This window comes from Massilia sp. FBCC-B171, from assembly GCF_059134155.1.
On record NZ_CP101443.1, the window covers coordinates 3,812,190 to 3,836,871 of the forward strand.

20 protein-coding genes are annotated in these 24,682 nt (G+C 67.6%); all 20 read right to left on the reverse strand.

The window, feature by feature from the left end; all coding sequences use genetic code 11:
• Window positions 1-64: 64 nt before the first annotated feature.
• The 20 genes from NMB41_RS17255 to epsG all read right to left on the reverse strand — a co-directional run bounded on the left by NMB41_RS17255 (window position 65) and on the right by epsG (window position 24,673).
• On the reverse strand, window positions 65-1,141 hold the full coding sequence (locus tag NMB41_RS17255; RefSeq protein WP_494379031.1) for a TIGR03790 family protein: 1,077 nt from the start codon (window positions 1,139-1,141) through the stop codon (window positions 65-67).
• A gap of 10 nt (window positions 1,142-1,151) precedes the next feature.
• Window positions 1,152-1,889: a PEP_CTERM-anchored TLD domain-containing protein gene (locus tag NMB41_RS17260; protein ID WP_494379032.1), complete on the reverse strand. Its 738-nt coding sequence runs from the start codon at window positions 1,887-1,889 to the stop codon at window positions 1,152-1,154.
• Window positions 1,890-2,055: 166 nt separating this feature from the next.
• Complete coding sequence (locus NMB41_RS17265) at window positions 2,056-3,474, reverse strand: mannose-1-phosphate guanylyltransferase/mannose-6-phosphate isomerase (RefSeq protein ID WP_494379033.1); 1,419 nt, start codon at window positions 3,472-3,474, stop codon at window positions 2,056-2,058.
• A 10-nt stretch (window positions 3,475-3,484) separates the two neighbouring features.
• On the reverse strand, window positions 3,485-4,648 hold the full coding sequence (locus NMB41_RS17270) for a nucleotidyltransferase family protein (protein ID WP_494379034.1): 1,164 nt from the start codon (window positions 4,646-4,648) through the stop codon (window positions 3,485-3,487).
• 104 nt (window positions 4,649-4,752) lie between these two features.
• Complete coding sequence (gene galE, locus NMB41_RS17275; protein ID WP_494379035.1) at window positions 4,753-5,757, reverse strand: UDP-glucose 4-epimerase GalE; 1,005 nt, start codon at window positions 5,755-5,757, stop codon at window positions 4,753-4,755.
• A gap of 112 nt (window positions 5,758-5,869) precedes the next feature.
• Window positions 5,870-6,640 carry a WecB/TagA/CpsF family glycosyltransferase gene (locus NMB41_RS17280; protein WP_494379036.1) on the reverse strand — a complete coding sequence of 257 codons (771 nt, stop codon included), beginning with the start codon at window positions 6,638-6,640 and terminating at the stop codon, window positions 5,870-5,872.
• A gap of 8 nt (window positions 6,641-6,648) precedes the next feature.
• A complete protein-coding gene (gene wecB / locus NMB41_RS17285; RefSeq protein WP_494379037.1) occupies window positions 6,649-7,728 on the reverse strand; it encodes a non-hydrolyzing UDP-N-acetylglucosamine 2-epimerase in 1,080 nt (359 codons plus the stop codon).
• Between the two features lie 86 nt (window positions 7,729-7,814).
• Entirely contained in the window at window positions 7,815-9,776 is a 1,962-nt protein-coding gene (locus NMB41_RS17290; RefSeq protein ID WP_494379038.1) for a heparinase II/III family protein, read from the reverse strand.
• On the reverse strand, window positions 9,773-10,846 hold the full coding sequence (locus NMB41_RS17295; protein WP_494379039.1) for a glycosyltransferase family 4 protein: 1,074 nt from the start codon (window positions 10,844-10,846) through the stop codon (window positions 9,773-9,775). Before NMB41_RS17295 ends, NMB41_RS17290 begins: the two co-directional genes overlap by 4 nt.
• Window positions 10,847-10,979: 133 nt before the next feature.
• Window positions 10,980-12,263: a phenylacetate--CoA ligase family protein gene (locus tag NMB41_RS17300; protein ID WP_494379040.1), complete on the reverse strand. Its 1,284-nt coding sequence runs from the start codon at window positions 12,261-12,263 to the stop codon at window positions 10,980-10,982.
• On the reverse strand, window positions 12,245-13,474 hold the full coding sequence (locus NMB41_RS17305) for a glycosyltransferase (protein WP_494379041.1): 1,230 nt from the start codon (window positions 13,472-13,474) through the stop codon (window positions 12,245-12,247). The genes NMB41_RS17300 and NMB41_RS17305 overlap by 19 nt, the downstream gene beginning before the upstream one ends.
• Window positions 13,475-13,597: 123 nt before the next feature.
• The gene (locus NMB41_RS17310; protein ID WP_494379042.1) at window positions 13,598-14,452 is read right to left on the reverse strand and encodes a beta-1,6-N-acetylglucosaminyltransferase; all 855 of its coding nucleotides are present in this window, start codon (window positions 14,450-14,452) and stop codon (window positions 13,598-13,600) included.
• A 46-nt stretch (window positions 14,453-14,498) separates the two neighbouring features.
• The gene (locus NMB41_RS17315; RefSeq protein WP_494379043.1) at window positions 14,499-16,736 is read right to left on the reverse strand and encodes a heparinase II/III domain-containing protein; all 2,238 of its coding nucleotides are present in this window, start codon (window positions 16,734-16,736) and stop codon (window positions 14,499-14,501) included.
• A gap of 271 nt (window positions 16,737-17,007) precedes the next feature.
• On the reverse strand, window positions 17,008-17,772 hold the full coding sequence (locus NMB41_RS17320; protein ID WP_494379044.1) for a glycosyltransferase family 2 protein: 765 nt from the start codon (window positions 17,770-17,772) through the stop codon (window positions 17,008-17,010).
• Window positions 17,762-18,973, reverse strand: a complete 1,212-nt coding sequence (locus NMB41_RS17325; RefSeq protein WP_494379045.1) for a glycosyltransferase family 4 protein — start codon at window positions 18,971-18,973, stop codon at window positions 17,762-17,764. Before NMB41_RS17325 ends, NMB41_RS17320 begins: the two co-directional genes overlap by 11 nt.
• Before the next feature lies 1 nt (window position 18,974).
• Window positions 18,975-20,483, reverse strand: a complete 1,509-nt coding sequence (locus NMB41_RS17330) for an oligosaccharide flippase family protein (RefSeq protein ID WP_494379046.1) — start codon at window positions 20,481-20,483, stop codon at window positions 18,975-18,977.
• A 31-nt stretch (window positions 20,484-20,514) separates the two neighbouring features.
• Complete coding sequence (locus tag NMB41_RS17335) at window positions 20,515-22,005, reverse strand: O-antigen ligase family protein (protein ID WP_494379047.1); 1,491 nt, start codon at window positions 22,003-22,005, stop codon at window positions 20,515-20,517.
• A gap of 11 nt (window positions 22,006-22,016) precedes the next feature.
• Window positions 22,017-22,703, reverse strand: a complete 687-nt coding sequence (epsI, locus tag NMB41_RS17340; protein WP_494379048.1) for an exosortase-associated protein EpsI, B-type — start codon at window positions 22,701-22,703, stop codon at window positions 22,017-22,019.
• On the reverse strand, window positions 22,700-23,788 hold the full coding sequence (gene xrtB, locus NMB41_RS17345; RefSeq protein WP_494379049.1) for an exosortase B: 1,089 nt from the start codon (window positions 23,786-23,788) through the stop codon (window positions 22,700-22,702). The genes epsI and xrtB overlap by 4 nt, the downstream gene beginning before the upstream one ends.
• Entirely contained in the window at window positions 23,789-24,673 is an 885-nt protein-coding gene (gene epsG, locus NMB41_RS17350; protein ID WP_494379050.1) for a chain length determinant protein tyrosine kinase EpsG, read from the reverse strand.
• Window positions 24,674-24,682 lie beyond the last annotated feature (9 nt).

A 24,682-nucleotide genomic window follows, 5' to 3' on the forward strand; every position in this document is an offset into this window, starting at 1 on the left:
ATGTTGCAAGGCGGACTTTCTCCGAATGAGGTATGCCGACAACACATTGATTCCACGGAGAAACTTAGCGCACGGGCGTGCGGGAGCGGGGCCGGAACGGTGCGGCCAGCGGTTCGCCGATGAAGACGCCCTGCGCCGGCCAGGCGACGCTCTTCCAGTAAGCTTCGATGGCGGTGTCGCCGTTCAGGTAATGGCGCAGCAGCACGGACGGGTTCGGAAACTTCTGCCAGTGGTTGCAGGGTTCGCCGACCGTGCCGTAGCTGGCCGTGGCGCCGGCCGACAGCCAGCGCAGGCTGCTCATCTGGCCGCCACCCTGCAGTTCGCCGCCGTGCGAGGTCAGGTGGTCGGCCAGCGCCCCCGGCACGAAGCGCACGCTCTCGAGCCGCTCGACCTGGGCCTTGCCGAGCTGGTAGACCAGCACGTCGCCGGCATCCTCGAGGGCGTCGGCCTGCAGGCGGTGGACGGTCAGCTCGTGCGCGGGACGGTAGCCGGGCGCGGGAAAGAACATGGCGCGGGCATTGCGCGCCGCGTCCGAGGTGCGCAGGTACCAGGCGTGGACGGGCATGCGGCGCATGCCGCTCACCGCCCCGCGGTCGATCAGCGCCCTGGCGTGCTCCTGCGATTCGATCGGCAGCAGCATCGACAGGCGCAAGCCGTGCCGGCTGAAGGGGCCGGCGCCGAACGCGTTGAAGTAGCTGCTGGGCCGCGCGGCGCCGCAGGTGTTGGCGCACAGGGCTGCGTCGTAGCCCAGGGTATAGGCGCCGGTGATCCCGTGGCAGCCCACCTTCCAGGGCGCGGTCCAGACCATGAGTACAGCCTCGATTTGCGGCCCGAGGCGGCTGTCGATCTCTTGCTTCAGTTGGCGAAAGCGCTCCGGCGTCATGGCGGACGGGCGGCCCGGGATGCGCACATGGACGACATTCGCCGCGGGGATCGCGCGCCGGCGCTGGTAATAGGCGCCGATGGCGACGCTGTCCGGGTCGTCGTCGTTGATGACGATGGCCAGCTGGCCTGCCTCCAGGCCGGCTGCCGGCGGCGCGGCGGGCGCGTCACCCGCCCTCGCCGGGCTCGGCGCGATGCATGCCAGCAGCAAGGCCAGCGGAGACGGGCGCAGGGACGCCGCAGGCGTGCATCGGAGCATGGGCCGCCTGTCAGGCGGGCATGACGTAGCTCACCTGCGCCGGGCGCCCTGCTCTCTTCCTGCGCGCCATGGCCAGCGCCACCAGGCCCAGGCCGCCCGCCAGCATGGCCGCCGCCGCGGGTTCGGGAATCGGCGAGACCGCATAGGCTTCCATGGCATCGATCGCAAAGAAGCGTCCGCCGACCGAGCCGTCGATGATGCTGCGCCCTTCCCCGGCCGGGTCGCCATAGCTCAGGCGCCAGGACAGGGCCGTGTCCAGGGATTCGTCGACGAAGAGGTCGGGGCCGGCGCCGAAGGTCGGGCCCTGGTCGATCGCATTGAAGGTCTGGAAGCTGCCCTGGCTAGGCAGCTCGAAGCTGCTCGGCACCTGGCGGTAGACGGCCGGCGCCGTGTAATTGAAGATGAAGGCGCTGCGCTGGAAGTCGCGCTGCGTGAAATGCCAGCCGTCGTCGCTGTCCCAGCTTTGCGGGTTGTAGCCGCCCACCAGCCAGGCCTGGCCCGCCGCATCGCTCACGCGCAGCAGCGTGAAGCTCGGCCCGCGCCCATCGGCGGCGGCATGGAAGTCGGGCGCGCTGTCAGCCGCCCCCTGGCGCGTGTAGATGTTGTCGAAAATCTGGTCGCCGGCCCCAAGCCAGCGTTCGAGCTGGCCTTCGAGCACGGGATCGAGCGGCGGCGCGCCGGTCTGGGCGGCGGCCTGGGGTAGAGCCAGGGCCAGCGCAAGCGCAGCGCTGGCTAGGAGCGTCTTCATGATCACCTCCTGACGGGGTTCACTGACCATCCATTGTATGCCGCAGCCGCAGCGGGCTTCACACTGTTGACTTGGAAACCTTGTTCAAAATGGGGTGGCGCGCGCCAGGAAAACGGACGAAAAAAAACGGACATCGCTGTCCGCTTTTTCCTCGCCTCAAGCGTGCTTACGAACGCTTGTAGATGTCCTCGAAGCGGACGATGTCGTCCTCGCCGAGGTAGCTGCCGGACTGCACTTCGATGATGTGCAGCGGCAGTTTGCCCGGGTTCTCGAGGCGGTGGTTCATGCCGATCGGGATATAGGTCGATTCGTTCTCGGACAGCAGGCTGATCTTCTCGCCGCAGGTGATGCGTGCCGTGCCCGACACCACGACCCAGTGCTCGGCGCGGTGGTGGTGCATCTGCAGCGACAGCTTCTCGCCCGGCTTCACCGTGATGCGCTTGACCTGGAAACGGTCGCCCGCGTCGATCCCCTCGTAGTGGCCCCACGGGCGATACACCTTGGTGTGGTGCAGGTGTTCGGTCCGTTCCTTCGACTTCAGGTGGTCGACCACCTGCTTGACGCGCTGCACCGCGTTCTTGTGGGCGACCAGCACGGCGTCGTTGGTCTCGACCACGACGATGTCTTCCAGACCGACCACGGCCACGATGCGGCTTTCGGCGCGCACCAGCGAGTTCTTCACGCCATCGAGGTAGACGTCGCCACGCTGCGAGTTGCCGTGTTCGTCGTGCGGCTGCACTTCCCACAAGGCCGACCAGGAGCCGACGTCGCTCCAGCCGATATCGGCCGGGACCACGACTGCATTGGCGGTGTGCTCCATGACGGCGTAGTCGATCGAGTCCGACGGGCAGCTCGAGAAGGCGGTTTCGTCAAGGCGGCAGAAATCGAGGTCGCGGTAGCCTGCGGTGACGGCCTGTTCCGCAGCGATTGCAATTTCCGGTGCAAATTTCGCCAGTTCGGTGAGGTATTGCTCGGCGGCGAACATGAACATGCCGCTGTTCCAGTAGTAGCCGCCATCGGCCACGAAGCCTTCGGCGGTGGCCAGGTCCGGCTTTTCGACAAAGCGCTCGACCTGGTAGCAGCCGTCGCAGTCCGGGAGGGCCGTGCCGCGGCGAATATAGCCATAGCCGGTTTCCGGCGACTTCGGCACGATGCCGAAGGTCGCCAGGCCGCCGCCCTGCACCAGGCTTGCCGCACGGGTGACGGCTCCCTTGAATGCTTCGGCGTTGTCGATCACGTGGTCGGCCGGCAGCACCAGCATGACCGCTTCAGGATCGATCGACTTCAGGAAATGGGCAGCCGCGGCCACCGCCGGGGCGGTATTGCGGCCAACCGGCTCGAGCAGGATCCCCAGCGGCGTGATGCTGGCTGCGCGCAGCTGCTCGGCCACCATGAAACGGTGGTCGTTGCCGCACACAACCAGTGGTGCCATCAGCCCCGGCAGGCCGGCCACGCGCAGCGCGGTGTCCTGCAGCATGGTCTTGTCGGCGACGATCGGCAGCAGCTGCTTCGGCAGCACGGCGCGCGACAAGGGCCACAGACGGGTGCCGGCGCCGCCGGAGAGGATCACTGGGTAAATTTTCATGCGGTGCTTTCTATCGACTTTTACCGGTTGTTACGTGTTGTTGGCCTACGCCTTCTTTTCGGCTGCTGCGGCGGCGGTCGCGCGCATTCAGCCACTCTTCGGAGCTGTACTCGGACGCGTGCTTCATTTCCCCTGCGCGGTCGACACTGTATTCTTTAAACACGATCATTTCGTTAAGCGTTACATCGTGCAACACACGAGTATATTCAAACAATACACTCCTGACAACTTCAGCGCCCTCGCAAATATGGCTGCCGTGGCCAATCCACGTCGGTCCGACGATATGCACACCCGCTTCGATACGAACGCCCGAACCGATGTAGACCGGGCCTTCGATGGTGGTGCCGTTCCAGTCGATGCTCGTGTTCAGGCCAACCCACAGGCCCGGTTCGATCTGGGTGCCCGGAACGTCCATGTGGTTGACTTCGCCGGTGAGCACGGTTTGCAGCACTTCCCAGTAGTCGGACATGGTGCCGATATCGAGCCAGTTGAAGGGCCGGCCCTGGGCATAGAACGGCAGGCCGCGCTCGGCCAGCAGCGGGAACAGTTCCGAGCCGATGTCGAAGGCGACGCCCGACGGAATCAGGTCGATCACTTCCGGCTCGAAAATATAGATGCCGGTGCTGATGAAGTTCGACTTGGCGTCTTCCTGGTTCGGCTTTTCCTGGAACTCGGTGATGCGCCCTTCTTCGTCGGTGACGACCACGCCGTAGGCGGACACTTTGTCCCACGGCACTTCCTTGGTGATGACCGTGGCCATCGCGCCCTTGCGCCGGTGTTCGAGCAAGGCAGCCTTGAGGTCGAGGTCGATCAGCGCATCGCCGCACATCACGATCGTGGTGTCGTCGAAGAAATGGCCGAATTCCTGGATCTTCTTCATGCCGCCGGCCGAGCCGATCGGCTCGGGCACGATGGTGCCGTCATCGGTGGTATAGCCTTCGAAGGAATAGCCGATCTGGACGCCGAACTGCTCGCCCTCGCCGAAATACTCTTCGATCTTTTCGTGCAGCCAGCTGACGTTGACCATGATTTCGGTCACGCCATGCTTTTTCAGGTGGTCGACCAAGTAGGCCATCACCGGTTTCCCGAGCAAGGGAATCATCGGTTTCGGGAGGTCGTACGTGAGCGGGCGAACGCGCGTGCCCTTGCCTGCCGCGAGAATCATTGCTTTCATCAAAACCATCCTTATTCTGTGTGCTGCCGGGAGCGCGCTGCCGAACGTCGTCAGCGCCGCGGCCCGGATTGTCTGGTTGACGCTGTCATCGGCGCCGTGCGAATTCAGGCCTTGGCGGACATCGTCTGGTAGCGCCAGGTGTCGGCGCACATCTGGGCGACGTCGCGCGTGGCAACCCAGCCCAGTTCGTCGCGCGCGTGCGCCGGATCGGCGTAGCACTTGGCGATGTCGCCCGGACGGCGGTCGACGATCTGGTAGGGCACCGGGCGCCCGCTGGCCTGCTCGAAGGCGCGCACCATTTCCAGCACGCTGTTGCCGTGGCCGGTGCCGAGGTTATAGGTCACCAGGCCCGGGCCTTGCGCCAGTTTGTCGAGCGTCTTGACGTGGCCGATCGAGAGGTCGACGACGTGGATGTAGTCGCGCATGCCGGTCCCGTCCGGGGTCGGGTAATCGCCGCCGTAGACCGACAGCTTTTCGCGCTGGCCGGTCGCTACCTGGGCGATGTAAGGCACCAGGTTGTTCGGGATGCCCGACGGCGACTCGCCGATCAGGCCGCTTTCATGGGCGCCCACCGGGTTGAAGTAGCGCAGCAGCGCGATATGCCAGTCCGGCTCGGCCTTGATCAGGTCGCGCAGGATGTCTTCGATCATCAGCTTGCTGCGGCCGTAGGGATTGGTGGCCGACAGCGGGAAGTCTTCCGTGATCGGGACCGAGGCCGGATCGCCGTAAACCGTGGCCGACGAGCTGAACACGATCGTCTTGACGCCGAATTTCGCCATCGTCTCGAACAGCACGACGCTGCCGGAGACATTGTTGTCGTAGTAGCGCAGCGGCTGCGCCACCGATTCGCCGACCGCTTTCAGGCCGGCGAAGTGAATCACGGCGTCGACCTTGTGCGCCGCAAAGGCCGCTTCCATGGCTGCGCGGTCGCGGATGTCGGCTTCGACGAAATCGAAGGACTTGCCCGTGATTTTCTGCACCTGGTCCTGGACCGAGCGCCGGGCGTTGGAGAGATTGTCGACCACGACCACGTCGTACCCGGCATTTTGCAACTCGACGACAGTATGGGAGCCAATATAGCCCACGCCGCCGGTAACCAGAATCTTCATTGTCGTTACTCTCTAAACAGTTGTTGCGCGCCTGTTTGCGGCGCTCAAGAACGGCAATCGTTACCGTTCCCCTCTTTGTCTTTCGGCCGCGGTTCTGTGACCGCGTCATCCCTTACTTCGTGCGTCCCGCGGAACGCCTTTTTCTTGCCTCGGCCGCCTCTTTGACCAGGAGCCCGATGAAGGCCATGTCCTCGATAAAATAGCGGCGGAACATGCGCCGCGGCTCCTGCAAAAACCGGTAAAACCATTCCAGTCCGGCGCGCTGCATCCAGCGCGGGGCACGCTTGACGCGGCCGATGGCCACGTCGAAGGTGCCGCCCACGCCCATGGCGAAAGGCACGCGCATGGTTTCTTGCCAGCGTCCGAGAAATTGTTCCTTCTTGGGCGAGCTGATCGCCACGAACAGCAGGTCGGCGCCGCTGGCCCTGACCTGCTCGGCCACTTGCGCTTCCTCCGCTTCGCCCTGCCAGTAGCCGTCGCGCCAGCCGGCAATGACCAGCTGCGGGTAACGGCGCCGGTAGGTCTCGGCCACCGCCCCTACTACCTCGGCACGTGCGCCGAGCAGAAACACCCGCCAGCCGCGCTCGTTCGACCTGCGCATCAGCGCTTCGAACAGGTCGACCCCGGCGACCCGCTCCTTCAGGGGACTCCCCAGGAGGCGCGAGGCCCACACCACCGGCATGCCGTCGACGTTGACCAGTGCGCAGTCATTGATGATGCGGCGCAGTTCTTCGTCGCGGCTGGCCTTGACCAGCTTGTCCACATTCACCACCACGTGCTGATGGGGCTTGCCGGAGCGGATGAATTCCTCGATACGACCGAGGGTCTCCTCCATCGACAGGTTGTCGATCCTGCAGCCCATCATCGTGATGGCGGGGGTCATCGCATTTCCTATGCCATTTTGCGCGCCAATTCGCGGGCCAGTACTTCCACGATGCGTTCGGCGGCCTTGCCATCCCACAGATGCGGACGGCGGCCCTGCTTGCCGTCGCCGCGCAAGACCTTGCGCGCTTCCAGCATGATTTTTTCCGGATCGGTGCCAGCCAGCACGTTCGAACCCTCTTCCACCGTCACCGGACGCTCGGTGTTCTCGCGGATGGTCACGCAGGGCACGCCCAGGGCCGTCGTCTCTTCCTGCAGGCCGCCGGAATCGGTCAGCACCACGGCCGCGTCTTTCCAGAGATTGAGGAAGGCCATGTAGGCTTGCGGGCCGGCCAGGGTCACGTTCGGACCGAGGTCGATGCCGAATTTTTCGATGTTGGCGCGGGTACGCGGGTGCACCGGGAAGATCAGCGGCAGTTCGCTCGCGATTTCCTTGAGCGCGCCGGCGATGCGGGCGAACATGACCGGATCGTCGACATTGCTCGGACGGTGCATGGTGACGACGCCGTAGCGCCCGCCGTCTTTCTGCGCGGTAGCCTTGAAGGCGGCGGTCTCGAAGCCGGAGGTATCGGCGCGGGTCAGCTTGTCGGCCTGGAACAGGACATTGTCGACCATCACGTGGCCGACGTAGTGCACGGCCGAATCGGGCTTGCCTTCGCGGCGCAGGTGTTCGACGGCGGCCGGCTCGGTGGCGAAGAACCAGTCCGAAATGCTGTCGGTGACGAGGCGGTTGATTTCCTCGGGCATCGACATGTCGCCGCTGCGCAGGCCCGCTTCGACGTGGGCGACCGGAATATTGAGTTTCTTGGCGACGATCGAGCAAGCCAACGTGGAGTTCACGTCGCCGACGACCAGCACGCCGGCCGGGCGCTCGGCCATGCACAGTTCCTCGAAACCGACCATGATCTTGGCGGTTTGCTGGGCATGGCTGCCGCCGCCGGCGGCCATGAAGACGTCCGGCTGCGGAATGCCGAGTTCCTCGAAGAACACGTCGTTCATTTCGCGGTCGTAGTGCTGACCCGTGTGGATGATTTTGAACGACAGCGCCGACTGTGCCTGCAGGGCACGCACGATCGGAGCGATCTTCATGAAATTGGGCCTAGCGCCCGCGACCAGATAAATAAGCATGTTCAGACTTCCCTATACAACTCTAATAATTATGAAAGATTAACGACTTAAAAAAACGTTATTGTAAACCTGCACTCCACCGGAACGGCGGACGATACGGTTGAGATACGCAACACGTCGCTCGGTTCCTTCGCTTCGTAGCAGCGCGAATACCAGCCCAGCGGCGGGTTCTCGGCGCCGCGCACGAGTTCGAGTTTCAGGTCGGCGCCGCTGGCCTGCATCTGCAGGGCAAAGCGCTTGCCCCGCACGTGCAGGCCGGTGCTGGTCAGGCGCACGTTCAGTTCCGGTGCGAAATGCCAGAACAGCTCGAGCGGATGGGCCTTTTTCGCAGCCACCTCATCGCGTACCACCAGGGTGCTGGTTGCGGCGTCGAAACGCACGCTGCGCAGGTGGCGCACCGGGTCCGACAGGCGCGCGTATCCGTCGTGCGAACCGCGGAAATCGAATTCATGGGGCGAGGCCGGCATGCGCTCGATGCTGGCGCGCGCCTTGCGCAGCCACATGAAACGCCCGCCCGAGACCGACTGGTCGCGCCCGTCCACGCGCACCGTATTGTGCGCCGAGGTGCCGCGGAAGTAATCGCGCCACTTCTGGTCCTGCCAGTACGAATAGGTGCCCGGGTCGACCAGCACCTGCTCCCCCGCCACCGACAGCGTCATCGACAGGGCGTCCGCATGGCCATGGGCGGCGATGCCGAGGTAGCCGAGCGGGCCGCAGTCGAGCATGCCCTTGATTTCGTTCTCTTCGCCGAACTGCGAACCGAACAGCAGGTAGCCGCCGTCCGGAAAGGCCCAGCCTGTATCGGATTCGTGCGGGTCGGCATCGGGACGCTTGCCGGGCAGCGCGTGCAGCAGCCAGCGCACGCCCGCGTGCTCGGCTGCCTGGGCGCCGAACACGGTCTCGCCCAGGGCCAGCAGTTGGGCCGCGCGGTCGCTGCCGGCCACGTCCAGGCGGAACACGCTGCCGTCGTCGCTGTCGCCCACCATCGGCACATGCCCGCCGACATCGCGCACCGAGCGCAGGAAGCGCAGCGCGCGCTGCAGCACGCTCCAGTAGGTGCGCGAAAACGCGACATCGCAGGCCTGGCCGACCAGGCCGGCAACGAACAGGAACTCGGCCGAGAACACGTGGTAGCCAAAGGCTTGCTCGCGGTTCACGCCGTCGAGCGAATACTGCAGGCGCGCCTGCTGCTCGAGTTCGCGCCGCGCCTGCTCCATCCAGGCGCCGGAGGCCTTCCAGCAGGGCCAGACCGAGGCGGCGACAAACAGGCCCGTCAGTTCGCCGATCAGGTGGTTGTTGGCCGAGGAATGGCGCGACAGGTTGCGCGAGATGGTGCGGCAATGGGCATGGATGCTATCCAACCAGTCGGTGCGCAGGCGCTGGCCCGACTCGCCGGCGAAGAGCGTGCTCGCCTCGCCGCCCACCAGTTGCCACAGCAGCGCCCAGTTGACCAGGCGGATGCCCAGCTCCATCGGGCTGATCCAGTTCGGACCGGTGAGCGGCGGACACTGGTCGAGCCAGCTGCGCAGCTGCTGCTCGAGCGCGTGCAGCCAGCGCACGTCGCCGGAGACGCTCCAGGCTTGCGCCAGGCGCACGAGATGCAGGTGGCGGTTCAGTTCCCAGACGTGCTTGATGTCGCCGACCAGCTCGGGGTTGTCGATGGCGATGTCGCCGGAAAACACCGAAGGACCGGTGACGCCGCTGTCCGGATCGCGGTTCCAGACGGTCGGCACGCCGACGTCGAAACTGCGGTCGGCGAACAACACGACGTGGCCGGCGCAGATGCGGTCGGCCTCGGCCAGCAGCGCGTCGACCTGGGCCGGGCCCAGCATGGGTGCACCGTGGACGTTGAAGGTGCGTGCCCGCGGCAAGGGAGCGGGCGCTGCGCGCAAGGCGGCCCCGCGGGCCATTTTCGCGCGTGCCGCCTGGCGCACCCGGTAGCCGATTTCGGCCACGGACATGCAGCGCAGACGATTCACCCACCAAACCATGCGTACTGTTGCGTTCATCGTGTCCCCGCCAAATCGTTATAGATCGCAGTCAACTGGCTGCAGATCACCTCTGTTGAATAGTGTTGCGCTACCCGCGCGCGTGCGCGTATGCCGAGTTCTTCCTGCAAGCGTGCATCCTGGAGGATACGCCCCAGCGCCGCGGCCAGCGCTGCGCCGTCGCGCGGCGGCACCAGGAGGCCATTCTCGCCGTCGTGCACGGCCTCGGGAATCCCCCCGACCGCGCTGGCGACCACGGCCTTGCCTGCCGCCATTGCCTCCAGCAGCGCCATCGGCAAGCCCTCGGCATGCGACGGCAGGCAGAAGACGGCAGCGCGCGCCAATTGTTCTTCGCGTGCGGCGGCGTCGAGCCAGCCGGTGAATTCGACCCGAGCGCCGATGCCGCGCTCGCAGGCGGCGCGGCGCCATGCTTCCAGCTCGCCGCTTCCGGCCAGCACCAGGTGCAGGCGCGGGAAACGCGGCGCCAGCAGCGCGGCGGCGTCCAGCAGTTCGGCCACGCCCTTGGCAGCCTCGACGCGGCCGAGGAAGAGGATGCGGCCGGGCTCGGCACGCCCGGCGCGCAGCTGCGGCAGCGGCACCGCATTCGGCACCACGGTCACGCGGGCGCGCGGCGCGAAGCTGCGCAAGAACCCGGCCCAGCCTTCGGTCAGCGCGATCACGAGCGAACTGCGCTCGAGCGTATGGCGGATCCAGCGCCGCAGCAGCGCGTTCGATTTGACGGTGGCGAACTGGCGAAAGCCCCCGCCGTGCAGGTGGAAAATGGTCTGGCAGCCGGCGCAGCGCGCCAGCCACAGCAGCAGGGACTTGCGCGCGAAACTGCCGTGCGAGGACGCATGCGCGTGCACGATGGCCGGCCGGCGCCACAGGCAGGCCTGAACAGCCTGGCGAAAGCCGCTGGCCGCCGCCGCCAGCCTGGCCGCCAGGCTGCCCTCGCAGTGAGTGCTCACATAGCGCACCGAGGCGCTGTCGAACAAACCGCCGGCACGCAAGACCGCCACCAGCGCCGCGACACCGCCATGCCCCTCGGGCGCGGTGCCCAGCATCAGGATGCGCGGCGCACGCGCTTTCATGCGCACGCCCCGGCAGCGGAGGGTGCTGGCATGCTGAGCGCGTGTGATCTGATGGCGGGAGACGGTTTCACTATTCTTAATAAAGGTACAATATTTCGATCATACATCAACTGTTGCCCCTTCCGCGCACGGTTCAGCCTTCCACGGCCAGAAATTCGAACTTGCCGTTCGGGCCGCGCGCAATCGCGGCAACGCGCTCGACCACGACCTCCACGCCCGGTACGCGCAGCAGGAAAGCCGCCACCAGCGCGGCCTCGTGCGTGGCCGTAAAGCCCTGCGTGGCGACGATCCGCAAGCGGAACCTGCCGTCGCTGCCATACAACACCTGGCCCTCGATCAGGTGCCGGTCGTGCCCCTGGAACACGCGGTCCAGGCGGGTGATGATGCGCCCGTCCGGCAGGGTCACGCTGCGCTCCTGGCGCCCGATGACGCGCTCGACCGTCGGAAACACCCGCCCGCAGGGGCAAGGCTTGCCGTCGCCCGGCACCACCCGGTCGCCGGTGCGGTAGCGCTGCAGCGGCATGGCGGGGTTGTTCAGGGTGGTGCCCACCAGTTCCCACTCCCCGCTTTCGCCCGCCAGCAGTTCGACGCCGCCATAATCGGTGAGCACGTGATAGCGGCCGCGTTCGCAGGTGCCGATCGCCGCCACCCGCTCGGCCTGCCCGTACCAGTCGAAGACACGCACGCCGAAGGCGCGTTCGACCAGCGCGCGCACGCCGGGCTCGAGCGTTTCGGACGAGGTGAGCACGCCGCGCAGCGCCCTGCCGCGGTAGCGCCGGCCATGCGCCTCGAGCCAGGCCGCCAGCGCGCCGACCGAGGACGGGTAGGCGTGCAGCACCACCGGGTCGTAACGTTCGAGCGCGTCGATGTAGGCGCCGATGGAAGACTCGGACAAGTGGTAGGAGGACATCAGCAGCATCCTGCCGAACCAGTCATGGCACCAGTAGCGGGCATCGAGCGGACGGTCGGCGCAGACGATGTCGCCGCGGATCCAGGCCCGCCGCTGTCCGGGACGCCAGCCGATCCAGCGCAGCTGGCGCTGGATGAAACCTTCTTCGCGGATCACGGCGCCCAGGGTCTGCACCAGCGTCAGGGGCGTGCCCGAGGTGCCGCTGGTACGGATGGCGTTGCGCAGCAGCGAGCCGGGCGCACGCCGGCGAACGAAACGCTCGGGGTGGCTGCGCAACATGGTTTTGGTGACGAAGCGCGCCGCCGGATCGGCGCGGCGCAGCCGGGTAGCGTCGGGCGCGACCTGTACCCCCAGGCGCCAGGCGCGCAGCAGGACGTCGCGGTTGAGGCGCGCCGCCGAGCGCTCGTGCGCAAGCAGGCTGGGGTAGACCAGCAGACGGCCCCACAGGCCGCGCAACAGCGTGCGCACCAGGGAGCGCAGCGTGGCCTTCAGCGACCAGGTCCACATGGCGTCAGGATCCGCTGATAGGCGCTTGCCACCTCGCGCGCCAGGATGTCGTAGGTGCGGTGCGCCAGCACCCAGGGCGGGCCGCGTTCGGCGCAGCGCGCCGCCAGCGCGGGCTCGCGCAGGAGGCGCAGCGTGGCGTCGGCAAAGGCGTCGGCCTGCATCGGCACGCACAGGCCTGCGCCGCTTTCCTCGATCACCCGGCGTTGGTCGGGGATGTCGTTGGCCACGCCCGGGATGCCCAGCGCCAGGTATTCGACCAGCTTGGTCGGTGAGGACACGTCGAACAGCACCCCGCGCGGAATCGGCGACAGGCCCACTTCGGCCCGCACCGCATAGCCCAGCGCCCGCGCCTGCGTCAGCCAGCCCGTGAACAGCACGTGGTGGCCGAGCCCGCGCCCCGCAATGGCATGGCGCATCCAGACCATTTCGTCCGGCGAAGGCGCCTCGCCGGCGATCACGAGCAGCACCTCGGGCAGTTGCAGACGCAGGCGCTCGGCCACGTCGAGCAGGAAGTCCGAGCGGCGCGACCTGGCCACCCGCCCCAGGTAGAGCACGACACGCCGGCCGGCAAGGCGCGGATCAGTGCTGGGCTTGATGGCGGCGCGGTCGAACAGGGCGGCGTCGACGCCCATCGGCACCGGCGTCATGCGGCGAGGCGCGATACCGCGCGTGGCGAGCCAGTCGCGCATGGCCTCGCTCTGGACAAACACGTGGTCGGCGCGCGGCAGCACCAGCCGGTAGATGACGGGACGCGCAAGCAAGGCGCGCAGCGCATGCCCGCACCATGCCAGCAGCCGGTATTGCCGCAGCAGCGCATCGCGCCGCACCTCGAAGCCTTCGACGATCGGAAACGACATCCAGTAGACAAAAGGAAGATGCAGCAGCCGCGCCGCCAGCAGGCCAAGCAGCGCACTGCCCACCTTGTCGCGCACCTGGATGCAGTCGGGCCGCGCGCGGCGCCAGGCGCGCAGCAGGCCGAGCGCATCCCAGAGCGGGGCCAGCACGCTGGCGAAGCGGCTGCGCAGGCTGCCGACGATGTGCATTCCGCCAGCGCGCCAGGGCTTGCCGTCGAGGCTGCCGCCCTGCCCCACCAGCTCGGTCTGCACGCCGTGGCGCGGCATCTCGGCGCCGAACAGGGTGGCGAGATCGGCGCGCAGCGGCGGCAGCGGGTCGCGCACGATGAAGGCAATCGAAAATGGGCGGGTGCGCATGGAAGCCTTGTCGAGGTGTCGGTCGATACTAGCGCACGGCCTTCGCAACCGGGCCGGCCGGCGGGCAAGCGCGCGGGGCGCGCGATTGAGGGCGATCAAGGAGCAAAGGCCAGCCGGCGCTGGCTAGTCCGGATCGGCAGCCCCGGCGTCGAGCCGCGCGCGCAGGCCGGCGCTTTTCTCGCCCTCGAGCTTGCGGCAAAAATGCGCGCCCGAGGCGCGGATGCGCGCGAAGTCGGCGTCCACCAGCACTTGCGGATTGCGCGCCGCGCCGGCCGGCCATTGCACATACCGGTAATTGCGGCCCAGGACCCGGTCCCTGGCGGGCGATGCCATCACCAGTGTCTGGAAAAACATTTCGTCGGCACACAGCACCGTGCGAAAAAACCGCGCCAGCTCGGGGCGCGCATCGGCCAGCGCCAGCAGTTCGGCCAGGCAGGCGCGCGAGAGCGTCCACCAGGTCGAGCCGCCGTACGGCTGCAAACCCGCGGGAAAGCGGCGCGTGCGGCGCAGCAGGCGCAGCGCGCGGTTGGCCAGCGCGCAGGCCAGCCGCAGCGGCAGCGCACTGCCCTCGCGATAAAAATACTGGTAGCGGTAGGCGGCCGGCCAGCCCCCGGGGCCGATCGGCACGGTGTCGATCAGCTCGACGCCGCGGGCGGCCGCCAGCGCCGCCTTCAGCGCGCCCCTGGACAGCACCGGATAGTCCTGCGCCGACAGGAACACCAGCTTGTCGAAGTCCGGCTCGCGCGCGAGCACGTAGCGCAGCGAGGCAAGCGTGGCCTGCACCTGGCTGTAGCCGCCCCAGCGCACGTCCACGCGTGGCGCGACCTGGTGCGCGCGCCGGTCGACCAGCGCGGGATCGACCTGCCACTTGCGGTCCAGGTGCAGGTAGAGGGCGAACTCCGGGTCGCACAGGCGCGCCACCAAGGCATTGAGCTGGACCAGGTCCTTGTGCGCATGGATCAGGAAAACCTGTTTCATGATTCCCTCCGCACCTACTCTAGCGCGGCCTGGCGCCCGGCTGCGTTCAATTCAACGTGACACTTTGCCCCGCAACAGTGACGGTACGCACTGTGCCGGACGTGCTCACCTGCACCGCCGGGCGCTTGCAGCCGACGTCGAGCAGCACCAGGAATTCGGCGACCGACTTGCCGTCGTTCGGCAGGTAGAAGGCGCCATGGTCTTCGACCACGTTGGTCTTCGCTCCCGGACCGATCCACTGGGAAAAACTGGCATTCGCGTTCAGCGAGCGCACGCATACCGACTGGCCGTTGATCGCGATCTTCACCGCGCTCGGGCTTTCGACCGTCATCGCCACCGGGGCATGCAGGTTGAATTCGTAGGTATGCGGAACCGTCGCCGACAGGCGGTCGCGCACCAGGATCGCATTGCTTGCATTGCGCAGGTGCCAGACCTGGCGCTTGGCCATCGTCAACTGGCCGCCATAGGCGGCGGTGGCATCGCCTTCGGCAAAGTCATAGCTCGGCTGGGCGGCAAAACCGATGATCTTGCCGTTGCGCTGGAGCTGCTCGCGGTAGCCGGTCACCAGCTGGCCCTTGCCGCCATCGAAGGTGATCGAATTCTGCGAACGGGTCTGGTGGTACCAGTCGCTCCAGTAAGGCGAACCGTACCAGTCGTACCAGCCGGCCTTCACCAGCAGCGGCTGCCCGGCCACCGACAGCAGCAGGCCGTTCTGGTCGCCATGGCTGTGGTTGAACGAGCCGTAGGGGCTGGACTTGAAGAACAGCGAGCTGCGCGCGGTCGAACCGATGTCGCTGTGCATGGCGACCCAGCCGATGCTCGGGTAATACGCGCTCGAGGACGGCGGCGAGAGGACCTTGGTGTCGGCCACCGGCATCGGGTATGGCGCCTGCAGCAGCGAGAGCGTGTCTTCGGTGCCGCCCAGTTTCGAAACATACCAGGCCGCGCGCGGCGAGACCATGCGCGAACCGAAGGCGTGGAAGACGCGGGTGTCGGGCTTGGTTTCCGAACCGTCGCCGAAGGCATGGATTTTCGAACCCGGCGGCGTGAACTGCGTCGCGAAATCGAGGAAGCCGAGCGCCCAGGGCTTGGCGTAGAAGTTCACGCCGGTTGCCTGCGTGAGCGGATCCCACAGCTGCACCAGGTAGCCGGCCGCGTATTCGGCATAGGCGGTGCCGTTGGCAAAGCCGCCTTCCGGGCCGGCCCAGGGCGACGGCGCATTGGCGTAGGCGCGGAAGGAGAAATCGAACCACTTCTGCGCTTCGGGAATGTCGCCCAGCGAGAGCGAGGAAATGAGCACCAGGAACACCAGGCTCGTGTTGCCGTGCGAGTCGAACGGGTACTGGTCGAGGCGGCCGTTGTCGCCGGCCAGGTTGCGGTAGATTTCCTCGGTACGCACCCGCACCGTTTCGAGCCAGCGCGCCTTGCGCGCGGCGTCGAGGTCTCCCGCGAGCGAGTCGATTGCCTTGATCAGCGAGACCGAGATCTGGCGCGTGGCCTGGTCCTGGTTGACATAGCTGGTCGGGCCTTTCGGATCGAGGCTGGCCAGCTGGTCGCCCCGGCGCAGCGCCTCATTCAGGAACAGCGGATCGCGCTTCATGCGCCACATCGCGCTGGCCGCTTCGAGCTGGCGGCTCGCTTCGTTGATGCGCTGGCGGATGTCGGTCTGCTGCGCGGCCATGGCGGCCGTGAGCGGGGTCAGGATCGTGATTGGCCAGCGCCCGTCGACGAGGTTTGGCAAGGCATTCATCTGCAGCTTGATCTCGTTGGTCATGCGGCTGACGTAGGGATCGAGCTCGGCCTTCTTGCCCGCGCTCCAGGTCGAATACAGCGTAAACGACGGCGGCAAGGCGCGCGGACGCGACTTGGACGCGATGCGTGAGCGCAGCGTGGCGTTATCGGGCACTTCGAACACCGTCGAGCGGGTCGTCAGCGAAAAACTGCGCGCCGTCGACCAGTCGCTGCTGCCGCTGGGACGCACGCGCCAGGTGTAATTCCCGAGCGGCAGCGCCTTGGTCGGCAGATACCAGTTGCGTTCGACCACGGCGACGATCGGCGCGCCGCCGGCGGGGGTGATCTCGATGTCATAGGCGGCCGGGCCGGTCGGATGGCGCGCCCAGGTAAAGCCGGGCGGATTTTGCGCCTGGATGGCGCCGCCTGCAGGACCCGGCTGGACGATCAGCGGATCGCTTGCCAGTGCCCAGTCCGCGTGCGCGTTGAGCGACAGTGCACACAGCGATGCCAGGGCAAGGGCCTGGACCAGGCCGCGAAGATGGGATTTCATGAATGATGCTCCGAGAACGATGGATGACTTCCGGCGGACCTGTGGTCCGCACACTGCTGGAACAGCGTATTTACGTAGAGCAACGCTGTTCGACGCAAAATGATGTTACCGCAGTAAGAAATTGAACAAAGGCAACTTTTTATCGGAACTCATCAATTTCTCAGGTTGCCTCATGGAAATACAACGCCGGAGCAATACAGTTGTTTGTCCTAGATTTCACAGTGCTAATAGCTGTGTTTTGTTCACAAAGTCAAAGCGCCAACATGCCTTGTCAGCGGGGATCGGCACTTGCCTTGCGCAAGCGATGCATGCGCTTGAGGTAACGCAGGCAATACATGGCGAAGGCCAGCGGCGCGCGCCCTGCGTGGCGCCGCCGCACCCGGAATTCTTCCTGGCGCGCACGCAGCTTGTTGGCCGACGAGACGCTGCCGGCGTGTTCACGGAACACGGCCAGGGTCGCGTCCAGCTGCGCCGGGGCGGCCAGGGCGCCCAGGCGCAGCCAGAGGTCGATGTCCATCGCGTAGCGCAGGCCGGGATCGAAAGCGCCGACGCGCGCGAACCATTCGCGGCGCACGAAGACGGCTGGATGGGCGATGCTCACGCGTCCCGCCGCGTAGGCCTGGTAGCTGTAGGGGCGCATCGGGAAGGGCGGCACGAGGCGCCCTTCCTTTAATACCTGGATCTTGCCGACGACCCAGGCGGCGCCGCTCCCATCGAACTGCCGCGCTACTTGCGCCAGCACCTCGGGGCTGGCGTAATAATCGTCAGCGTGCAGGTGGGCGACGATCGCGCCGCGCGCCGCCGCGATACCCTGGTTCATGGCGCGGCTGATCCCGCCGCCCACGTCGCGCAGGATCCGCTTGTTGCCGGGATAGGCGGCGAGCATGTCCAGGGTGGCGTCGTTTGACCCGCCGTCGACGAACACATGCTCGAAATCGCGCCAGGTCTGGCTTTGCAGCGAGGCCAGCGTGTCGCCCAGGGTGGCGGCGCTGTTCCAGGTGCAGGTGACGATCGAGAAGCGCGGTTCATTCGGCATACAGGTCCACCAGGCGGGAAATGACGATGGCGGCGTCGGCGCCGAAGCGCGCCGCCAGCAGATGCGGCCATGGCGGTGCCGCCAGGGTGGCGTGCAGGCGTTCGACCAGCTCGACCATGGTGTCGGCCAGCTGCAGCTGTCCCGGGTATTGCTGGTAGCCGGCCAGTTCCGGCGTGCCGCCCCGCGCCAGCGCCAGCACCGGCTTAGCCAAGGCCAGGGCTTCGAGCACCGTAGTGCTGCATGCCTCCTCGCACACCGAGGGCACGACGCAGGCATGGCTGCGCGCGGCCAGGGCGAGCGCCGCCGGATAGTCCTGCCAGCCGAGGAAGCGCACCTGCGCACCGGCGTGGCGCTCCTCCAACGGCGCGCGCTCGGGGCCGTCGCCGGCGAGCGTGATGACGGCATGCGGCGGCAGCCGGCCGCTGGCCGCGGCCAGGAATTCTCCAAAACCTTTGCCGGCATCGATGCGCCCGACCAGGGCCACCTCCCCTGCCCGCGCCGCCGGCGCGCCTTGCGCCGCCTGGCGCAGCGCCGCGTAGTCGACGAAATTCGGGATCACGCGGCAGCGTGCCAGGTCGGCGCCCGGCACCGCGCGCATGAACTGGCGGCGCAGGAACTCGGACACGAAGACCGTCTTGTGCCTGGCAAATGCGCGCGCGCTGGCATGGCGGTAGCCATCGACCGCCATGGCCGTAACCGCTTGTCGCAGCGCGCCTGCGCCCGGCCCGATGCAGGCGCTGCAGTCGCGCGCATTGCGCGTCGTGCACACGTCTCCATCGCGAAAGCGCAGGTGGACCAGGCACTCGCTGCCCTGGTCGTGGCGGGTCTGCACGAAATTGATGTGGGGGTCGACGTACTGGCCAAGCAGCGGCAGGTGGCCGTGGTAATGCACGACATCGAAGTTGGCGGCATGGCGCTCGAGGGCGGCCGCGATCTTGCGGGCGAAATAGGGGCGTTTCAGGGGATTGAACACGCCCAGCTGCTTTTCCTTCCAGCCCGGATGGGCGAGATCGAAGCCCGGGACGAACCGGCCCCGAAAGCCGATCTGCGCCGCTCCCCCCTCCGGAGCGCAATCGTTGCGCCCCAGAATCTGTACCGCATGGCCGCGCGCCAGCAAGGCATTGCCAAGCGTGACCACGTGCTTGCCCAGGCCGCCGATGCGCTCGCCTGGCAAGTCTTCGGAAACGAGGAGGATGCGCATGCTACCAGCCACCCGCCAGCGCCTTGACGCGCGCCCAGGCCCAGCGCCGGTCGACCGGCTCGGCGACGAAGGTCATGCCGAAGAGCGTCAGCAAGGCCGCCGTGGTGGCCGCGATCAACACGAAATCGACCGTGCCGCGGTCGAACATGCGCTCGGCCAGGGCGGCGCCCAGCGCGACGGCGCCGGCCGCCCCGAACCCGGGCAGGTAGGCATGCTTGCACAGGCGCGCGAGGCCGGTCGGCACGGTGCGGCCATGGACGGCCACCAGAAAGGCCAGCGTGAACACGATCGATGCGGCCAGGTGGCCCCAGGCCGCGCCGGCGATGCCCCAGCCGGCCACCCCGAGGTAGACCATGCCCAGCCCGGCCAGCGCACGCGCCACCGCGAACAGGCCGGACAGGCGCGGGTGGCCCATGCCGTCGTTCACGAGCGATGGCAGGCTGGTGAGCGAATCGACGAATTGCGAACAAGCCATCAGGGCCAGCACGATGGCGCCGCTGCGAGCAAAGCCAGGGCCGATCCACAGCGCCAGCAAGGGGTAGGCAAAGACGGCCAGCAGCACCAGCATCGATGCGTTCAGGTAGACGACGTAGCGTGTCGCCTTGATATAGGCACGGTCCAGCCGCGCCAGCTCGCCGCCGGCCGCCATTGCGCTCGCTGCCGGAAAAAAAACGCCGGAGAGGCGAAAGCTCAGCCCCAGCACGCGGTTGGCCAGGGTCGCCGCCACCGTGAAGTAGGCCAGGCCGGTGACGCCCACCAGCGCGCCGATGATGAGTTTGTCGGCATGCGCATACGACAGCGCCGCGAAGCGCGACAGGAAGGACCAGGCGGAAAAGCCGAGGATGTTCGCGCGCAGGCTGCGCTCCGGCCAGCGCCAGCGCAACTGCGGCAGCAGGCGCCGGACGCCGCGCCACAGCACCAGGCAATGCAGGGCGCTGGCAAGGATCCGCAGCAGGATCACCTCGAACAGGCCCTGCCCCGCCAAGAGCACCGCGACCGTCAGCAAGGGCACCAGGGTGCCGAACACCATTTCGATCAGCCCCGACACGTCGAAGCGCATCAGGCCCTGGGGCACGCTGTTGAGGTAGCTTTGCAGCTGCCCGAACAGGAAGCCGAGCGCGGCCAGTTGCAGGCAGGCGATTGCTTCCTGCATCAGCGCGGGCGGCACGGAAAATACGCGCGTCACCAGCGCCTGGGCGCCGGCGTAGATGGCGAGCGCGCCGGCCAGGCCGATCAGGGCGTAGACGACCAGCCCGAAGCACATGGTCGCCGCGACCCGGTCGTGCTCGCCGCGCGCATGCTGGCCGGCGATGTACTTCACCGAGCCGGCCGTGACATTGATGTCGATCACCGCAAAATAGCCGACGATGGCCGTGACCAGCGAGTACAGGCCGTATCCGGCGTCGCCCAGCCCGGCCACGACCAGGGGCATGGTCGCCAGCGCCGCCAGCGCCGGTACGGCGGCGCCGAGCAGGTTCGCCCAGGCGTTGCGATACAGGCGCAGGTTCATGGCGGATGGCCGGCGGCCGGCGCGCGCGCCATCATGCCGGCGCCACGTCGGGACGCAGGCGCACGTGGGTGCTGCGCGTGGCGGTGGCGGGAACGCTGCCGGCCGCCAGCGCCACATATGGCAGGGCCAGCGCAAGGGCCAGCATCTGCGTCGTGCGCACCTGGGGAAATGGCGTGCCGATCAGGAGGTCCGGGATCATGAAGGCGACGGCGGCCACGCCCGCCGTGCCCAGGCCCAGCAGCTCGGGCGGCAGGGTGCGCAGTGCATGGCGCGCCGCCAGCACGAAGGCCCATACCGTGCCGACCAGCAGCGCCAGGCCCGGCAAGCCGCTCTTGAGGGCGATGTGCAGCACGCCGCTGTGCACGAACAGGCCTCCGTCCGGATTGGCTTGCCAGGAAATCTGCTGGTAGCCTGTGTAGCGGCCCCAGGCGCCGATGCCGGTGAAGGGCCGCGCCAGGATGTCGGCCAGCACCAGTTTGAGTTCCAGCACGCGCTCGCTTTCGGGACCGAAGCGGCCCGACTGCATGTCGTAGAACAGGCTGGCCAGGCCCTCGCTGCCACGCGTCTGGCCAAGGCGGCGCAGGGCCGCGTAGCCTAGCGCGCCGCCCACCAGGGGCAGCGCCGCCAGCACCAGCTGCACGCGGCGGCGCAGCGGAAAGCGCAGCAGGACGATGGCACAGCCGCACACGAACCCGATCCAGGCGCTGCGCCGGAAGGACAGCACGATGCAGGCCGCCGTCGCCAGCAGCGTCAGCCATTCGAACGCGCGCCAGACCGGCCGGCCCGCCGCCGCGGGAGCGCCTGCCGCCGGCACGATGGGAGCCGGGCGCGGCCCGAACAAGCCCATGGCCGCGATGGCGCACGCCATCATGCACAGCATGCTGTCGTTGATGTCGAAAAAGGTAAGCCGGATCCGGATCGCATTCATGTTCGCATAAACATTGTTCGGGTCGCCGCCGAAGGCCGCCCAGCGAGCCAGGCCGTACAGGGCGCGCACCAGGCCGGCCAGCATGATGAAGCGCCCCAGCTCGATCGCATGTTCGCGGGTGCGGAAGGCGAGCAGCATCAGCGCGATGAGCGGCCCCATCCAGACGATATTGGAAAAGCCCGAGGGCGCCAGGGCCTCCTTCGGCGGCACGCCGGCCAGCACGGCCGCGCCGAGGTGGGCGCACAGCAGCGCCGTCCAGCCCCAGAACCAGGGACGCAGGTTGCAGGGCGCTGCCGTGCCGTGCGTGAAAATGGCCGCCACCCGCGCGCAGCACCAGGCACCGAGCATGGTCCACAGCACCACCGGAAACAGTAGCAGGCCGGAGCCGCGGCTGTAGACGCCGGGCGTCACGAACAGGGCGAGGCTGCCGTAGCTGGTGGAGGTGATCCAGAAGAACGCGCACAAATACGGGTAGACCAGCAGGCGCGGCCATACCAGGCCGAGCCCGGCGGCCAGCAACCCGGCCAACGCCAGCATCACCACCACCACGAAGGGCAGCGAGCTGAAGAAATACTGGAGGACGGTAGCGGACATGGCGGTCAAGCTCAGCGGGCGCCGGAGCCGATGAGGCGGACACGGTCGGCCGCGCCCAGCGCGGCCAGCAATTCGGCGATGAAGCGGTCTTGCATGCGCCAGGCGCCGGGCTCGTCTTCCGCAATGCTCGATACCCGCACCAGCATGCCGTCGGGAATCTCACCGGACAAGCCATAGGCCAGGCGGCGCAGCTTTTGTTCGATGCCGGAGCGGGTGGCGTGTTCGCCGATCGTGATCCAGTAGGTAATCGGCTCGTTGCGTTCCTGCTGGCGGGCGACCAGCCGCTGCACCGGCAGCGGCCCATACGCCGTCGCGAGGCGGTCGCTGCCGTCGCGGATCAGCTGGAAACCCTGGGCCACGTAGCAGACCTCGGGCAGGTGCAATTGCAGGGCCTTGCTCTGGTCGCCGCCATAGGCAATCGACAGCATCACACGCCGCCCTGCCCCATCGACATAGGTGCGCGACAGGGTCTGGTCGTAGATCTTCGCGAGCACGCCCTGCTGCTCGGGGTTCGGCGTGAGCGGAATGATATGCGGATCGATGCGCCAGGACCCGAAGCGGGCCGGGATCATGGCCTCCAGGCTGAACGCGGCCTGGGCTTGCGCGGCTTTCGGCGTTGGCGTCAGGGCCACGGTCAGGGCCGAGGTGACGGCCATGGCGGCGCCGAGCACGAGGCTGGCAAAGAAGCGCCGGCTCATTTGCGCCACCTTTTGCCCCGCCTCTTGCCCCGCCGTGCGCCGCCGGTACGCCGGCGCGCAGCCCATTGCAGGCTCGAGTCCACCGCCAGGATCAGCGCCAGCGCCGTGAGGAACAGCACCATGCCGGCAAACCCGTGCAGGAAGCCCTGCCCGGCGGCGTCGCCCAGATAATACGTGACCAGGGTCAGCACGATCACGCGGATGACGTTGGCCGAAAACGAAATCGGGATGATCAGGAGCGCCAGCCCGACATTGCGAAACGCCGACGGGTGGCGCATCAGGTTCAGGTAGAACAGCCCGAGCGCTTCGAGCGTGAGCAGGGTTTGCAGGCCGGCGCAGGCATCGGCCACGAGCAGCTGGTACTGGCCGATCTGCAGGATGACGCCGGAGCGGGCCACGGGATAGCCGGCGGCGAACAGGATCTGCTCGGTGGCCCAGGAGACCGCCATTTTCATCGGCATCGTCACGGCAGCGACGAATTCGCTCGGCAGCGGCACCATGAACAGCATGAAAAAGAAGGGAAACCAGAGCACGCGCAGCGCGCGCACGCCGCGCTTGACCAGCACGATGGCGGCCAGCGCGAGGACGATGGCGCCGATCTCGAACATCAAAATGTGCTGGGTGCGCCCGAGCAGGTGCAGCAGCAGGCCGAGGATCAGCACCGGCCAGCCCATCGCCGACGCGTCAGGCTCCAGGACACGCACCTCGGGCCACTTGCGGTAGATCAGCCACAAGGCCAGGCCGAAAATCATCGGCCCGTGTCCCTGCTCCTCGCCGATCCAGGCGCCGGTGAACAGGTCGGCAAAGGTGGGCAGGAACAGCAGGGCCAGGCCGAGCCAGATGGGCCACCATTCCGGCAAGGCTTCGCGCAGGCCGGCGCGCAGCCGGTCGAGCACGTCCTGGGGCCGCGCGCCGGCCCGGTCGCGTTGCGGGCCGCTGCCGAGCGTGCCGGTGCCGGTGCCGGTGCTGCTGCCGGTGCTGCTGCCGGCGCCACTCGCGCGGGCCGGTTCGGCGCCAGGCGCTGCGCTCTTGCCGCTGCCTGGCGCGCCTGGCAGCGCGACGCCGGAGCGTGCGTCCCCGTTCACTCAGAACTCCATCACGACGGCGCCGACGATTTCGGCCCCCGCCTCGACCAGCTGCTCGGCCATGCGCGCCACATCGGCCACCCGCGTATGGTCCTTGCGCGCGGCCAGCAGGACCCCGCCTGCCTGCCCGGCCGCGGCCAGCGCATCGGCGCCGGCGCCGAAGGGCGCCAGGTCGTAGAGCACGATGTCGTAGCGGCTCGAAAGCAAGGTGTGCAGGCTGCGGAAGGCTTCGCGGCTGAGCAGCTCCTGCGGATTCGGGGGCACGGTTCCGGCAGGCAGCACCGACAGGTCGACGAAGTCGGGCACGCGCACGATGACGTCGAGTCCGGTACGCCCGGCCAGCAGGTCGGACAGGCCCTGGCGCGGCTTGAGCCCGAAGATCTCGTGCTGGTGCGGGCCGCGCAGGTTGGCGTCCACCAGCAGGGTCTGCTCGCCAAGCTGGGACAGGACGACCGCGAGGTTGGCCGCGAACAGGGAGGCGCCATCGTCCGGGTCGGCGCCGACGACGGCCAGCGCGCGCTGGCCGCGTGCGAACCAGCGCAGCATCAGCTGGCTGCGAATCGCGCGCAAGGCCTCGACCTGGGGCGAGAATGGCTCATAGGCGGCGACCAGCCGCGCCGAATAGCCGGCCTGCCCCGGCAGCACGTAGGGATAGGCGAACTGGCGGGCCAGCGCCTGGCGGATGTCGTCCTCGCCCACCAGGCCCAGGCGCAGCGCCGCTTCGCCATAGCGGATGCCGAGGTCACGGTGCATGCGCAGCACGCGCTCGGCGTCCTCCGGCGTCAGCTTGCCCGCCTCCTGCAGGAGCATGCCCATGCGTGAATCGGCGACGTCGACGGCTTCGGCCGCATCGAGCGGCAAGGATGACAGGATCGGTGAATTCATCGCAGCGTC

Bases quoted from the DNA above. Each gene is read 5' to 3' on its own strand.
- NMB41_RS17255 (WP_494379031.1), bottom strand. From the start codon at position 1,141: ATGCTCCGATGCACGCCTGCGGCGTCCCTGCGCCCGTCTCCGCTGGCC.
- NMB41_RS17260 (WP_494379032.1), bottom strand. From the start codon at position 1,889: ATGAAGACGCTCCTAGCCAGCGCTGCGCTTGCGCTGGCCCTGGCTCTA.
- NMB41_RS17265 (WP_494379033.1), bottom strand. From the start codon at position 3,474: ATGAAAATTTACCCAGTGATCCTCTCCGGCGGCGCCGGCACCCGTCTG.
- NMB41_RS17270 (WP_494379034.1), bottom strand. From the start codon at position 4,648: ATGAAAGCAATGATTCTCGCGGCAGGCAAGGGCACGCGCGTTCGCCCG.
- galE (WP_494379035.1), bottom strand. From the start codon at position 5,757: ATGAAGATTCTGGTTACCGGCGGCGTGGGCTATATTGGCTCCCATACT.
- NMB41_RS17280 (WP_494379036.1), bottom strand. From the start codon at position 6,640: ATGACCCCCGCCATCACGATGATGGGCTGCAGGATCGACAACCTGTCG.
- wecB (WP_494379037.1), bottom strand. From the start codon at position 7,728: ATGAAGATCGCTCCGATCGTGCGTGCCCTGCAGGCACAGTCGGCGCTG.
- NMB41_RS17290 (WP_494379038.1), bottom strand. From the start codon at position 9,776: ATGAACGCAACAGTACGCATGGTTTGGTGGGTGAATCGTCTGCGCTGC.
- NMB41_RS17295 (WP_494379039.1), bottom strand. From the start codon at position 10,846: ATGAAAGCGCGTGCGCCGCGCATCCTGATGCTGGGCACCGCGCCCGAG.
- NMB41_RS17300 (WP_494379040.1), bottom strand. From the start codon at position 12,263: ATGTGGACCTGGTCGCTGAAGGCCACGCTGCGCTCCCTGGTGCGCACG.
- NMB41_RS17305 (WP_494379041.1), bottom strand. From the start codon at position 13,474: ATGCGCACCCGCCCATTTTCGATTGCCTTCATCGTGCGCGACCCGCTG.
- NMB41_RS17310 (WP_494379042.1), bottom strand. From the start codon at position 14,452: ATGAAACAGGTTTTCCTGATCCATGCGCACAAGGACCTGGTCCAGCTC.
- NMB41_RS17315 (WP_494379043.1), bottom strand. From the start codon at position 16,736: ATGAAATCCCATCTTCGCGGCCTGGTCCAGGCCCTTGCCCTGGCATCG.
- NMB41_RS17320 (WP_494379044.1), bottom strand. From the start codon at position 17,772: ATGCCGAATGAACCGCGCTTCTCGATCGTCACCTGCACCTGGAACAGC.
- NMB41_RS17325 (WP_494379045.1), bottom strand. From the start codon at position 18,973: ATGCGCATCCTCCTCGTTTCCGAAGACTTGCCAGGCGAGCGCATCGGC.
- NMB41_RS17330 (WP_494379046.1), bottom strand. From the start codon at position 20,483: ATGAACCTGCGCCTGTATCGCAACGCCTGGGCGAACCTGCTCGGCGCC.
- NMB41_RS17335 (WP_494379047.1), bottom strand. From the start codon at position 22,005: ATGTCCGCTACCGTCCTCCAGTATTTCTTCAGCTCGCTGCCCTTCGTG.
- epsI (WP_494379048.1), bottom strand. From the start codon at position 22,703: ATGAGCCGGCGCTTCTTTGCCAGCCTCGTGCTCGGCGCCGCCATGGCC.
- epsG (WP_494379050.1), bottom strand. From the start codon at position 24,673: ATGAATTCACCGATCCTGTCATCCTTGCCGCTCGATGCGGCCGAAGCC.